This is a genomic window from Yersinia sp. 2540 StPb PI (assembly GCF_052217165.1).
Lineage (GTDB): Bacteria > Pseudomonadota > Gammaproteobacteria > Enterobacterales > Enterobacteriaceae > Yersinia > Yersinia enterocolitica_E.
On the sequence record NZ_JAZGQC010000001.1, the window covers coordinates 2,542,782 to 2,556,301 of the forward strand.

Sequence of the window (13,520 nt, forward strand, 5' to 3'; positions counted from 1 at the left end):
TCAGTAAGCGCCTGGGACTTATTCAGTTGCCGTCTTCCTACAGCTCGAATTATTTAGGGTATATAAGGACAATTCTATGTATTACGGTTTTGATATGGGCGGCACCAAGATTGAGTTAGGCGTTTTTGATGCCAATCTGCAACGAATCTGGCATAAACGAGTCCCAACGCCCCGTGAAGATTATCAGCAGTTACTGCAAACTTTGCGTGATTTAACGCTGGAAGCTGATGCATATTGTGGTGTTAAAGGCAGTGTGGGTATTGGTATTCCCGGTTTACCCAATGCCGATGATGGCACAGTATTTACGGCCAATGTGCCATCGGCCATGGGGCAATTATTGCAGGGTGATCTTTCCCGCCTGATTGAGCGTGAAGTTCGAATCGATAACGATGCTAACTGTTTTGCGCTGTCCGAAGCGTGGGATCCTGAATTTCGCACTTATCCAACCGTTCTGGGGCTAATTCTTGGCACCGGTGTTGGCGGTGGCCTGATTGTTAATGGCAGTATTGTTAGCGGGCGGAATCATATTACCGGCGAATTCGGCCACTTTCGGTTACCGGTAGATGCGTTGGATATTTTAGGCGCAGATATTCCGCGCGTACCCTGTGGTTGCGGCCATAACGGTTGCATAGAGAATTATATCTCAGGGCGTGGTTTTGAATGGATGTATAAGCACTTTAACCAACAATCGCTGCCCGCAACTGAGATTATCGCCAACTATAATGCTGGCGAGCCTAAAGCAGTAGCCCATATTGAGCGCTTTATGGATGTGCTGGCGGTATGTTTGGGTAATTTATTGACGATGCTTGATCCACATCTGGTTGTCATTGGTGGCGGGCTATCTAATTTTGACAAGATTTATCAGGAACTACCAAAACGCTTACCCGAGCATTTATTGCGAGTGGCGCGATTGCCACGCATTGAAAAAGCGCGTTATGGTGATGCGGGCGGCGTTCGTGGCGCTGCGTTTCTGCATTTGAGTGAATAATAGTCGTCACAAGCTATAGAGTCGTCACAAACAATAACGATATCCAATATAGAGGCAAAAGTTATGCGTATTCGCCATCGGCTATGTCGGTTTCGCAAGAATAAGCATTTGCGGCATCAACGTTTTCGTTCCCGTATCTTTCATCGGGACAGTGCTGCTACATCAGAAATGAAGAAACCGTTTGTGGTGGTGCTTACCGGTGCGGGGATTTCTGCTGAGTCAGGTATCCGTACTTTCCGTGCCGCAGATGGCCTATGGGAAGAGCATCAGGTGGAAGATGTTGCAACGCCGGAAGGGTATCGTCGCGACCCTGAGTTAGTTCAAGCTTTTTATAATGCTCGTCGCCGTCAATTGCAGCAGCCAGAAATTGCACCCAATGCGGCGCATCAGGCGCTGGCAGATTTGGAAGCGGTGCTGGGTGATAACTTTGTTCTGATTACCCAGAATATTGATAATTTGCATGAAAGGGCAGGCAGTAAGCGTGTTATCCATATGCACGGTGAATTGCTGAAGGTGCGTTGCACGCAGTCTGGCCAGGTATTAGATTGGCCGGGAGATCTCTCGGCTGACGAGCGTTGTCATTGCTGCCAGTTCCCATCCCCTTTGCGACCTCATATTGTGTGGTTTGGTGAAATGCCGATGGGGATGGATGATATCTATCAGGCGCTGGCTGAGGCTGATTTCTTTATCTCGATAGGAACTTCAGGCCACGTCTATCCAGCGGCTGGGTTTGTCCATGAGTCACGTTTGCACGGTGCTCATACTGTTGAATTGAATCTGGAACCCAGTCAGGTAGAAAGCCAGTTTGATGAAAAACATTATGGTTTGGCCAGTAAAGTAGTACCTGAATATGTGCGTGAGTTTTTGACTACCCGGGGCGAGAATCGTCAGGGTGATAGCAGTAATTAGCCAAAATGGCGTATAAATAAACGATAGTCCCTGCGGGTTGATGAATAAATCACCCTGCGGGGTTTTAGCATCCCACCTTATTATTCTGGCTTAAGTTTGCCTAAAGCTGACTTGACGCAATATTTGATCACGATCACTTCCCCATAATGATATTCACTATTATGAGGGTGGGAACCATGGACAAATTACTCGACCGCTTTTTCAACTATGTCTCTTTTGATACACAAGCAAAAGCCAATGTAAAATCCGTGCCGAGCACTGAGGGGCAGCACAAGCTTGCGCTGGCATTACAGCATGAGTTGCAGGCGCTGGGGTTTTCTCAGGTTACCTTGAGTGATCACAGTTGTGTAATGGCAACATTACCTGCAAATGTCTCTTGGCCGGTCCCCACTATTGGTTTTATTGCACATCTCGATACGTCACCTGATTTTTCGGGCAAAAATGTTAATCCACAGATTGTAGAAAGTTACCGTGGTGGGGATATTGCCTTGGGGATAGGCGACGAGGTGTTGTCACCAGTCATGTTTCCGGTATTACACCAGCTACTCGGCCACACATTAATTACCACTGATGGTAAAACCTTGCTGGGGGCCGATGATAAAGCCGGTATTGCCGAAATTATTACTGCAATGGTGCGGTTAAAGCACAGTAATGTGCCTCACGGCGATATCCGCATTGCATTCACTCCCGATGAAGAGGTTGGCAAAGGTGCACGCTTCTTTAATGTGGACGAGTTTGATGCCCAGTGGGCTTATACCGTTGATGGTGGTGGTGTTGGCGAGTTAGAGTTTGAAAACTTTAATGCGGCGTCAGTAACGATCAAGATTGTCGGTAATAATGTCCACCCAGGCAGTGCCAAAGGGGTAATGGTAAATGCGTTATCACTGGCGACCCGTTTCCATCAGGAACTTCCTGCGAATGAAACTCCTGAATGTACAGATGGTTACGAGGGTTTTTATCATCTGCAAAGTATTAAAGGCACTGTCGAGCGGGCAGAAATGCACTATATAGTACGTGATTTCAACCGTGATGGTTTTGAAGCCCGTAAGAAGAATATGGTGGATATTGCTAAGCGGGTTGGTAAAGGTTTGCATCGTGACTGCTACATCGAAATCGTTATGGATGACAGTTATTACAATATGCGTGAACATATAATCAAGCACCCGCATATCATCGAGTTAGCACAGCAGGCGATGCGTGATTGCGATATCGCGCCCGTCATGAAGCCAATACGGGGAGGCACTGATGGCGCGCAGTTATCTTTCCTCGGATTACCTTGTCCCAATATCTTTACTGGTGGCTATAATTATCATGGTAAACATGAATTTATTACGCTGGAAGGGATGGAGAAGGCGGTTGCAGTAATCATGCGGATTTCTGAACTAACCGCAGCACGAGCTAAAGCGTCATAAATTGCCTGCTACCTGCTTAACAGCCTATAACAAACGCCCCGTAAATGGGGCGTTTTGTATCATATATCACAGAGATTAGTCGTTGAAATACCAATAACCGCTATTAACCAGTTCCGCCAGCAGTGCCAGGAACGCCGGGTCTTCCAATGCATTACCAAGTTGTTGAGCATCCACACTGAAATGTTGACACAAAGCATTGGCAGCACTCATATGCGGCGTATCAATCAGTTCACCGTTAACAAAGCAGCTATCACCAATACGTAAAGCGCGCAGGCCACTAAGGCGGCGTAATGCCTCACCTTGTTGTAGCAAATCATAGATCTCACTGGCCTGATAAGGTGGTTCAGGTGGTGCAACATCCAGCTCATGACGTGATTGAGAAGTAAACTCACCAAACCAGTTTTGGAAATGCTCGGGTTGCTGGAGTAAATCCAACATCATTGCCCGCAGCTTATCGACTTCATGTGGCAAAATATCTGCTGGCTGGTCACGCAGTTGCAAATCAGGATCACTGTAACGGTAGCTCCCCAATTCACGCGAAAGGATATAATCGGCAAAACCACTGACTAATTCACGGCCATTTGGCGCGCGGAAACCTACTGAATAATTCAATGCATTTTCAAGTGCATAGCCTTCATGGGGGAAACCCGGTGGAATGTAGAGAATATCGCCCGGCTCCATTTCCTCATCAATGATGGCATCAAAGGGAGCGACTTGTAGCAAGTCAGGGTGTGGGCAATGCTGCTTCATTTCAGTTTTTTCACCCACTCGCCAGCGGCGGCGGCCAGTCCCCTGAATGATAAAGACATCATATTGATCAAAGTGTGGGCCAACACCGCCACCGGGTACGGAGAAGGAGATCATCAAATCATCCATACGCCAGTCAGATAGTTGGCGGAAGGGGCGCATTAATGCAGCGGCAGGCTCATGCCAATGGTCAACAGCTTGAACCAGTAGCGACCAGTTGGTTTCACCTAAGTGATCAAAACTCTCAAACGGGCCGTGACTCACTTGCCAACGACCATCTTCATGGCTTACCAAGCGGCTGTCGACTTCATTTTCCATAGCTAGCCCAGCAAGTTCATCCGGCGAGAGCGGGTCTATAAAGTTTTTAAAACCGCGTTTGAGGATAACGGGGCGTTTCTGCCAGTAACGTTGCAGAAAGTCAGGCCAATCGAGACAGAGTTGGTAATCCATGTTTATTCCAGAATAGGAGGGAATTTGCTTGTGATTATAACGGAAGCCAGCCTTTAGTATCAGGGGCTGGCAGGCAAATTTTGTTAATCATCGTGATAATCATGTTGCTGGCCAAAAGTCACCATCATTTTGGCTCCACCCAGGGGGCTTTCAGTGATGGAAATCTCACCTTGATACTGTTCAATAATTTCGGCGGCCACGGATAGCCCCAGCCCTTGTCCAGGGCGCAAAGTATCAACTCGCTGGCCGCGCTGGAAAATCAGCAACCGCTTACTTTCAGGAATACCCGGTCCATCATCATCTACCACAATAGTTAGCTGTTTTTCAGAGTGTAGGGCGGTAATTTCAACGAATTCAAGACAATACTTGCAAGCGTTATCCAGTACGTTGCCCATCACTTCCATAAAGTCATTTTTATCACCAAGGAAGGTGACTTCAGGTGAGATATCCAGCGTCAGTACTACCCCTTTACGCTGATAGACTTTATTCAGTGCACTGCACAAGCTGTCTAACAGCGCCGGTACCGAGTGGATTTCCCGGACCAGTACATTATGTTCGGAACGCATACTGGCGCGGTGCAGGTAATAGCCAATTTGCTGAGAGATACGGCTTATCTGCTCTAGCATGATAGGTTCGACCTCTTCGATGGTCGTCTGCTTGCCGGTACGTAAAGAACGCAGGGTGGTCTGTAATACCGCCAGTGGGGTCTTAAGGCTGTGGGTGAGGTCCGACAAGGTTGTGCGATACTTGGTATAACGTTGACGCTCATTGGTGAGCAGAATATTGAGGTTTCGAACTAAGCTCTGCAATTCACGCGGTGGATTTTCATCCAGTTGTTCGCGTTCACCTTTTTCCAACTGACTGATCTGACTGACCAGTGCTTTAATTGGCCGCAGGCTCCAGTAGGCCGCCAGCCACAGTAAGGGGACCACCAACAGCAAATTAGCCAGTAACACATAGCTAAACCAGTTCCACACCAAGTCAGAACGTTGTAACTCCTGCGGGATAGTATCTACGACCACAATGGTGAGCTGTGGTAAGCGTGAGGTCGCAGGATAAGTATTGACGGAGATGGAGTGCGTTAGGGCGCTGTTATCAGTATCGTCATATTTTTTGAGCTGGTCTTGGGCTTTGGGGTTATCACCCAACATCATGCTACTGATGTGTGTCCCGGTATCCAGCTCGTAGAAGCCGGGTTTTTGTAACCAACTTTTTTCGATATGAGACTCAAGCTCGGGCACATGGCGCTGACGCCACAAAATATTGCCGTCTTTGTCATAAATCAGCACCAATGTTGGGATGTTCAGTTCAAGTTCAGGGGGAACCGAAATACTCAGTTTATTATCATGCCACTGAGCCAAACTGAAAAATAAGTTACTTTCACCGCGATGGGCGCTGAAGGTATTTTTATCAAAGCTGACAATGTACCCAACCACGGCAACCATGCCATAAGATAACGACAGCGCTAAAATGACACCTGCTGTCGCCATAAGAAAACGCGCACGAAGAGAGAACGGTTTGCTATTTTTCCTGAACATAGTGTCTAGCTGGCGTCAAAACGGTATCCCTGACCTCGGATGGTCGTAATCACTTCGCCTTCATGTTCTGCCAGTAGCTTTTTACGCAAACGGCCCATTAATACATCGATGGTGTGGCTCTCACGTAGTTCTGCATCAGGATAGAGTTGCAGCATGAGCGTATCTTTGCTGACCACTTTACCGGCATTACGAATAAGGGTCTCGATGATAGTGTATTCAAAGGCTGTCAGTTTAATCTGTTGCTGATTGACACACAACTCTCGGCGCGAGAGGTCAATCTGAAACGGAGGGAATTCAATTACCTGAGATGCTAAACCAATATTGCGGCGCATCAACGCCTGCATCCGTGCGATGACTTCTTCGAGATGAAAGGGCTTAGTCACGTAATCGTCGGCACCTGCTTCCAGCACGGCGACTTTATCTTGCCAGCTTTCCCGTGCCGTGAGCACCAGAATAGGTAAGTTTGTTTGATGACTGCGCCAGCGACGAATAAGACTTAAGCCATCTTCCCCGGGAAGGCCGAGATCAATAATCGCGATATCCGGGGCATGCTCTTGCAAGAAATAGTCTGCTTCTTTAGCATCTTCCGCCGCATCAACCTGATGGCCCATTTCACGCATTTGCACCGTAAGATGGTGACGCAATAAAGCATTATCTTCCACAACCAGAACCCGCATACCACATTCCTCGATAAGACTTAACCGGGTAACTCAATATTACCCGGTAAGTAAACAATTAAAACCAACGACTTAGAAGTTATAACGTAAACCTGCTTGCATTGCTTGATCACTCACTTTCCAGTTATGGTAGGTGTAACCTACTTCCGCTGCAAGGCTCTGTGTTAAGGCGTAGCTCGTCGTAATTCGCGCTTCATGGAATGCCCGGTGGTCATAATTTGCCAGGCGATAAGCAACATCCATACCGATACTTTGCGTGAGTTTGCTCTTAATACCTATTTCACCGGTAGCGCTATTGTAGGTATTGGTTTTTTTACCGTCTTTGCTGGCATCAAATACCATCGCATGGCGGCTGCCACCCACTAAGCTATAAAAATCGATATTAGGTGAAAAAGCAAAGTGGTACCCCAAGCCGAGCACTGCTTGTGCAAGGCCGCGATCGTTATTGGCAATACTGTTCAGGCGGGCATCAATAAAAAGATCATTATCAAATCCATAGCCACCATTCAGATAAATGCCGCCCATCTCGCGATTACCAGTCTGGCTATACTTTTTTTGGTCAAACTGTTTATCAAAACGGGCATTATTGCTGATGGCACCATATTGCAGGCCACCTGCAACATAAGTGTAATCACCCGCTATTGCGGCTGTACAGGTGCCCATCAGGGCGAGAGATAATAAGGTTTGCTTCAACATATAATAATAGCTCCTGCAATTGTAACGTCCTTTTGGCATCGCGGGTATTATCGATGATAACGGCTAAACCGTTGCTAAACAGGGGAGAGTACGCGGGAAAATAAGAGAAATCAGGGGGATAATACAGGTGGCATAGGGCTACCACCTGTATTAGGGATTAAAAAATTACTTTAATTCATCGACCATAGTGGCTGCCCGGCCAATATAATTAGCGGGCGTCATTGCTTTCAACCGGGTTTTTTCTTCTTCCGGTAAGGCAAGGCCATCGATAAATGCCTGCATGCCTGCGGCATCTACCCGCTTGCCACGGGTGAGTTCTTTTAGTTTTTCATACGGTTTTTCAATGCCATAACGGCGCATTACGGTTTGGATCGGCTCAGCCAGAACTTCCCAGTTGTGATCAAGCTCATCCAGTAGGTGCGCTTCGTTGACTTCCAACTTGCTAATGCCTTTCATTGTCGCCTGATAGGCTATCAACGCATAGCCCAAACCAACACCCAAATTACGGAGCACTGTGGAGTCAGTCAGGTCGCGCTGCCAGCGGGAAACCGGTAATTTACTGGCCAGATGTCCGAGCACCGCATTGGACATGCCCAAATTGCCTTCGGAGTTTTCGAAATCAATGGGGTTTACTTTATGGGGCATGGTGCTTGAACCGATTTCACCGGCGATAGTTTTTTGTTTGAAATGATTTAGGGCAACGTAACCCCAAATATCACGGTCAAAATCGATCAGGATAGTATTGAAACGGGCAACACAATCAAACAGTTCGGCAATGTAGTCATGAGGTTCAATTTGCGTGGTGTATGGGTTCCAGTTGATCCCCAGCGACGTGACAAAACTTTCGCTGAACTGATGCCAGTCCACTTCAGGATAAGCAACGATGTGAGCATTATAGTTACCTACTGCACCGTTGATTTTACCCAGAATTTCCACTTGTGACAGTTGACGGAACTGGCGCTCCATACGGTAAGCAACGTTAGCCAGTTCTTTCCCGATAGTTGAAGGTGTGGCTGGCTGACCATGGGTACGGGACAGCAGTGGCAAATCACGGTACTGGTGGGCCAGCGCTTTAATTGAATCAATAATCTGCCGCCACATTGGCAATACCACATCCTGACGGGCGGTTTGCAACATTAAGGCGTGGGATAAGTTATTGATATCTTCTGAAGTACAAGCAAAGTGAATAAATTCTGACACTGCGTGCAATGCCGGAACACTCGCTACTTTTTCTTTCAGGAAATACTCAACAGCTTTCACATCATGATTGGTCGTGCGCTCAATGGTTTTGATGCGCTGTGCATCTTGTTCGTTGAACTGTTGCACGATCTTATCAAGGTAAGCGTTTGCGTCGGCATCAAAAGCCGGAACTTCTTTGATCTCTGCGCAGGCGGCCAGTTTTTGCAGCCAACGTACTTCGACCTGCACGCGGAATTTCAGCAAACCGAATTCGCTAAAGATTGGGCGCAGTGCGCTGACTTTGTCGCCGTAGCGACCATCAATAGGTGAAACGGCGGTCAGTGAGGATAATTCCATCGGTGGCAACTCCAATTACTTTGGTATGGTTCAATTATGAGCAAGAATACTCTGTGCCTGTTTAAAAAGACGATTTCGCGAAAACATTAACTGCAAGCGGCTTCCACCGACTTGTTGCCAAAGCACGGCTGAGCGAATTCCCGCCAGCAGGGCGGCACGAACTTTTGCCTGCACCAGCGTGCTTTGTAAAATAGCGGGTGAACCGGTAACCTGAATGCGTGGGCCGAGAGGGCTGATGACATCAGTATAAATGGATGCCAGTGAACTCATCATTGTTTCTGATTCAAGATCGAAATGTGCCAGTTGGCGATCAAGCTGATTGATTCGGTCACCTAATGTATTCATGGCAGGCTTATTGCCATTGAGCTTGCGTTCTAACACCATTAAGCTGAGGGTATAGCGGGTCAATTCTGCTGCTGGCCCCTGACGATTGGCATTTAAGACCGTTTGCAGCGTCTCCAATCCCATTTTCAGCGATTGCTCATTACCGCCGTACACCGCAAGTGTTGACGGTGGGTCGGTCTGTAGTAGCCCGCCCAAGATGGTGTTCAATGCCTCATTATCGCACTGGCCTTCATGAGCCAGTTGCTGAACCAAGCGAGCGGACTGGCAGATCCCTGCCAGTGCCAGCGTAATGTCATAATAATTCTTCGCCACGGTCACTCCTGTAAACGTTCTGGTTCATTGCTGGGCTGATTTAGTTTGTTACTACGTCAGTCAGTGGATAACGCTCTTCAATGATACCGCCGCCAAGGCAGACTTCACCTTGATAGAATACAGCGGACTGACCCGGTGTTACTGCGGCAACCGGGCTATCGAATCTGACCTCGATACGCTCATCATCCAGCGGGGTGACGGTGCAGGGAATATCCTGCTGACGGTAGCGTGTTTTCACCACACACTGAAAAGCGGCGGTTATCGGTTGACGGTCAACCCAATGCAACTGTTGGGCTATCAGGCCGACTGACATTAACCGTGGATGTTCATGTCCTTGCGCCACGAGCAAGATGTTATTGGCGACATCTTTATCTACCACATACCATGGGTCATCACCGCCATCTTTGGTGCCACCGATACCCAGCCCTTTACGTTGCCCCAAGGTGTGATACATCAACCCCTGATGCTCGCCCATATGCTGACCGTCAACAGTCATGATAGGGCCGGGTTGTGCGGGCAGATAACGCCCCAGGAAATCACGGAATTTGCGCTCACCGATAAAGCAGATGCCGGTGGAGTCTTTTTTCTTGGCGGTGACCAGATCAAGTTGCTCGGCGATACGGCGCACTTCGGGTTTTTCCAGTTCGCCGACCGGGAACAGGCTTTGGGCCAGTTGGTCGTGGCTTAATGTATAGAGGAAGTAACTTTGATCTTTATTGCCATCCAGACCACGTAGTAAACGGCTTTTGCCATCGACATCCTGGCGGCGAACATAGTGGCCAGTGGCAATATAGTCAGCCCCTAAGTCTTCGGCGGCAAACTCAAGGAAAGCTTTAAATTTGATCTCTTTATTACACAGAATATCAGGGTTAGGTGTGCGCCCGGCTTTATATTCTTCCAGGAACAATTCGAACACGTTATCCCAATATTCTGCGGCAAAATTGACGGTGTGCAACTCCATGCCCAGTTTGTCGCATACTGCTTGCGCATCGGCCAAATCGGTCGCTGCTGAGCAATACTCTTCGCCATCATCCTCTTCCCAATTCTTCATGAATAAACCGGCAACTTGGTAACCCTGTTGCTGAAGCAGGTAGGCGGAAACGGAAGAGTCGACACCGCCGGACATACCGACGATTACTTTTTTCTGGCTATTATCTGACATGGGAGTCTCACTAACGTAAATACCTAAGCTTCTGATAGAGACCAAGGCGGATAGCACTATCCGAACACTTTATCGCCACGGGCAAGGCATTATAAAAACAAGCGCCGGATTTTATCACGTTGACCGCTTGGCTGCATTCTAGATTCGCGCTCTCGACGAAATTACCTGAGTAAATCAACGCTACCTTTTATAAAGGCCAGTTAAAAGAACCAACCAGATCAAGGGAATAACGTTCGGGTTGTTGGTAACAGCGGATACTCTCGGCCACTAATGGTGAACGTAAATTGGCTGATTGCAGTATTTCATCAGCAAAGAGCCACCGACAGCAATCAATATCACTATCATGAGGATGGGTGGGTAAGGGGGCCAGCAGTTCAATAACGAAAGCGAAGCGCAAAAATGGGGTCTTGTCCGGGGCTATCCATTGATGCATTCGCAGAAACGATTGCGGTGTGGCGCGAATTCCGGTCTCTTCCCACAACTCTCTCTCTGCGGCTTGCAACAGAGTTTCATCGGCTTCCAAATGTCCAGCCGGTTGATTCCATAGTTTTTTGCCATTAATCGTCTCTTCGACAACTAAGAATTTCCCTTGAGCGTGCACAACACAAGCGACAGTTACATGGGGTTTAAACATGGTTAATCTCCTTCCATTCGCCGGGCTGTAGGTCGGCAAGGCTTAAATTTCCTACACTAAACCGTATCAGACGCAGGGTAGGGAAGCCAATATGGGCCGTCATTCTGCGCACTTGCCGATTACGACCTTCGTAAAGTGTGATCTGTAGCCAGCAGGTGGGACTATTTTTGCGCTCTCTGATCGGGGGCACCCGCGGCCATAGCCACTCAGGTTCATTAACCAACTCAGCCCCTGCGGGTAAGGTAGGGCCATCTTTTAAGGTGACACCACGGCGTAATTGGCCGAGAGCATCATCGCCAGGTATTCCTTCTACTTGTACAAAATAGATTTTACCTGTTTTCTCGCCTGGCTGGGTGAGTTTGGCTTGCAACTTGCCATCATTGGTTAATACCAGTAAACCTTCACTGTCGCGATCGAGTCTGCCTGCGGCATAAACGTCGTTAAAGGGGATAAATTCCTTCAATGTGCTACGGCCAGACTCATCGGTAAATTGTGGCAAGACATCGAAAGGTTTGTTGAATAACAGCACTCTCCTTGGGCCGACAGGCTTTACCCGTTTGGCCGGTGTCTTGGTGCTGAATCGGTTAACTTTGTGATTTTTAACAGAGAATTTATTCATGTTTATTGCGATTCCGAATGATTAGCGCATTATACCTCAATCCGTTTCGGATTGGCGTGGAACGAATATTCAAGTAGTATTGACACGAATCTTACAAGGCATTAACAAAATTGCGCTGAAGGAGAAGGTTGATGGAAAGCAAAGTAGTTGTTCCGGCAGAAGGTAAGAAAATTACTGTCGATGCTCAGGGTAAACTGGTTGTTCCGCATAATCCGATCATTCCATTTATTGAAGGTGATGGTATCGGCGTTGATGTGACCCCTGCCATGATCCACGTGGTAGATGCCGCGGTTAAGAAAGCCTATAAAGGTGAGCGTAAAATCTCCTGGATGGAAATCTACACCGGTGAGAAGTCAACGCATGTTTATGGCAAAGATGTTTGGTTGCCAGAAGAAACATTGGATCTGATTCGTGAGTACCGCGTGGCGATTAAAGGCCCATTGACTACCCCGGTCGGTGGCGGTATTCGTTCGTTGAACGTTGCTTTGCGCCAACAACTTGATCTGTATGTGTGCCTGCGTCCGGTGCGTTATTACGAAGGGACCCCAAGCCCGGTAAAACACCCTGAATTGACCAACATGGTGATTTTCCGCGAAAATGCTGAAGATATCTATGCTGGAATCGAATGGAAAGCCGGTTCACCAGAAGCTGAAAAAGTGATTAAGTTTCTGCGTGAAGAGATGGGTGTGAAGAAAATCCGTTTCCCTGAACAATGCGGTATTGGTATCAAACCTTGTTCAGAAGAAGGGACTAAGCGCTTGGTTCGTGCGGCAATTGAGTATGCAATTACCAACGATCGTGAATCAGTAACTCTGGTTCATAAAGGCAACATTATGAAATTCACCGAAGGTGCCTTTAAAGACTGGGGTTACCAGTTAGCACGTGAGGAATTTGGTGGTGAGCTGATCGATGGCGGTCCTTGGGTTAAAATCAAGAACCCGAATAATGGCAAAGAGATCATTATCAAAGATGTGATTGCTGATGCCTTCCTGCAACAAATTCTGCTGCGTCCTGCTGAATATGATGTTATCGCCTGTATGAACCTGAATGGTGATTACATCTCTGACGCCTTGGCTGCTCAGGTTGGCGGTATCGGTATTGCTCCGGGAGCCAACATTGGTGATGATTGTGCTTTGTTTGAGGCCACTCACGGCACTGCACCAAAATATGCTGGTCAGGATAAAGTGAACCCAGGCTCAATCATTCTGTCCGCAGAAATGATGCTACGTCATATGGGTTGGTTCGAAGCGGCTGATTTGATTATCAAAGGCACCGAAGGCGCAATTCAGGCCAAGACCGTGACTTATGATTTCGAACGTCTGATGGATGGCGCTAAACTGTTGAAATGTAGTGAATTTGGCGACGCCATTATTCATCACATGTAATTGCGCTATAAGTGCAATATCTCACGGAGGCTCCGGCTTCCGTGATTTTTAAAACCCCACCTAAACGCTCCTGCAAAACTCCTGCAAAACCCCACTGCAAAACAGTCTAG

At 47.7% G+C, this 13,520-nt stretch carries 13 protein-coding genes; 4 read left to right on the forward strand and 9 right to left on the reverse strand.

From position 1 onward, the window contains the following. Positions 1–76: 76 nt before the first annotated feature. From nagK to pepT, 3 genes are all read left to right on the forward strand, one after another. The gene (nagK, locus tag V1956_RS11520; protein ID WP_442825137.1) at positions 77–988 is read left to right on the forward strand and encodes an N-acetylglucosamine kinase; all 912 of its coding nucleotides are present in this window, start codon (positions 77–79) and stop codon (positions 986–988) included. Between the two features lie 63 nt (positions 989–1,051). Next, positions 1,052–1,897, forward strand: a complete 846-nt coding sequence (cobB, locus tag V1956_RS11525) for a Sir2 family NAD+-dependent deacetylase (RefSeq protein ID WP_372559252.1) — start codon at positions 1,052–1,054, stop codon at positions 1,895–1,897. A gap of 176 nt (positions 1,898–2,073) precedes the next feature. Further along, positions 2,074–3,309, forward strand: a complete 1,236-nt coding sequence (gene pepT / locus V1956_RS11530) for a peptidase T (RefSeq protein ID WP_372559251.1) — start codon at positions 2,074–2,076, stop codon at positions 3,307–3,309. Positions 3,310–3,384: 75 nt separating this feature from the next. On the opposite strand, the gene V1956_RS11535 is transcribed toward pepT, so the two are convergent. From V1956_RS11535 to rluE, 9 genes are all read right to left on the reverse strand, one after another. Next, positions 3,385–4,506 (reverse strand): ribosomal protein uL16 3-hydroxylase, encoded by a 1,122-nt coding sequence (locus tag V1956_RS11535; protein WP_372559250.1) that lies wholly within the window; start codon positions 4,504–4,506, stop codon positions 3,385–3,387. Between the two features lie 83 nt (positions 4,507–4,589). Next, positions 4,590–6,044: a two-component system sensor histidine kinase PhoQ gene (gene phoQ, locus V1956_RS11540; protein ID WP_372559249.1), complete on the reverse strand. Its 1,455-nt coding sequence runs from the start codon at positions 6,042–6,044 to the stop codon at positions 4,590–4,592. A gap of 5 nt (positions 6,045–6,049) precedes the next feature. After that, positions 6,050–6,721, reverse strand: coding sequence for a two-component system response regulator PhoP (phoP, locus tag V1956_RS11545; RefSeq protein WP_042569971.1), 672 nt, complete (start codon positions 6,719–6,721; stop codon positions 6,050–6,052). Between the two features lie 72 nt (positions 6,722–6,793). Further along, the gene (locus V1956_RS11550) at positions 6,794–7,417 is read right to left on the reverse strand and encodes a YPO1635 family putative outer membrane beta-barrel protein (protein WP_372559248.1); all 624 of its coding nucleotides are present in this window, start codon (positions 7,415–7,417) and stop codon (positions 6,794–6,796) included. 165 nt (positions 7,418–7,582) lie between these two features. Then, entirely contained in the window at positions 7,583–8,953 is a 1,371-nt protein-coding gene (purB, locus tag V1956_RS11555; protein ID WP_372559247.1) for an adenylosuccinate lyase, read from the reverse strand. A gap of 30 nt (positions 8,954–8,983) precedes the next feature. Then, positions 8,984–9,610 carry a high frequency lysogenization protein HflD gene (gene hflD, locus V1956_RS11560; RefSeq protein ID WP_083158551.1) on the reverse strand — a complete coding sequence of 209 codons (627 nt, stop codon included), beginning with the start codon at positions 9,608–9,610 and terminating at the stop codon, positions 8,984–8,986. Positions 9,611–9,650: 40 nt separating this feature from the next. Continuing rightward, the gene (mnmA, locus tag V1956_RS11565; RefSeq protein WP_372559246.1) at positions 9,651–10,772 is read right to left on the reverse strand and encodes a tRNA 2-thiouridine(34) synthase MnmA; all 1,122 of its coding nucleotides are present in this window, start codon (positions 10,770–10,772) and stop codon (positions 9,651–9,653) included. 187 nt (positions 10,773–10,959) lie between these two features. Beyond that, the gene (locus V1956_RS11570) at positions 10,960–11,406 is read right to left on the reverse strand and encodes an NUDIX hydrolase (protein WP_372559245.1); all 447 of its coding nucleotides are present in this window, start codon (positions 11,404–11,406) and stop codon (positions 10,960–10,962) included. Beyond that, a complete protein-coding gene (gene rluE / locus V1956_RS11575; protein ID WP_372559244.1) occupies positions 11,399–12,025 on the reverse strand; it encodes a 23S rRNA pseudouridine(2457) synthase RluE in 627 nt (208 codons plus the stop codon). Before rluE ends, V1956_RS11570 begins: the two co-directional genes overlap by 8 nt. A gap of 131 nt (positions 12,026–12,156) precedes the next feature. On the opposite strand from rluE, the gene icd reads away from it, so the two are divergent. Further along, positions 12,157–13,410: an NADP-dependent isocitrate dehydrogenase gene (gene icd, locus V1956_RS11580; RefSeq protein ID WP_050310576.1), complete on the forward strand. Its 1,254-nt coding sequence runs from the start codon at positions 12,157–12,159 to the stop codon at positions 13,408–13,410. The last annotated feature ends 110 nt before the right edge of the window (positions 13,411–13,520 follow it).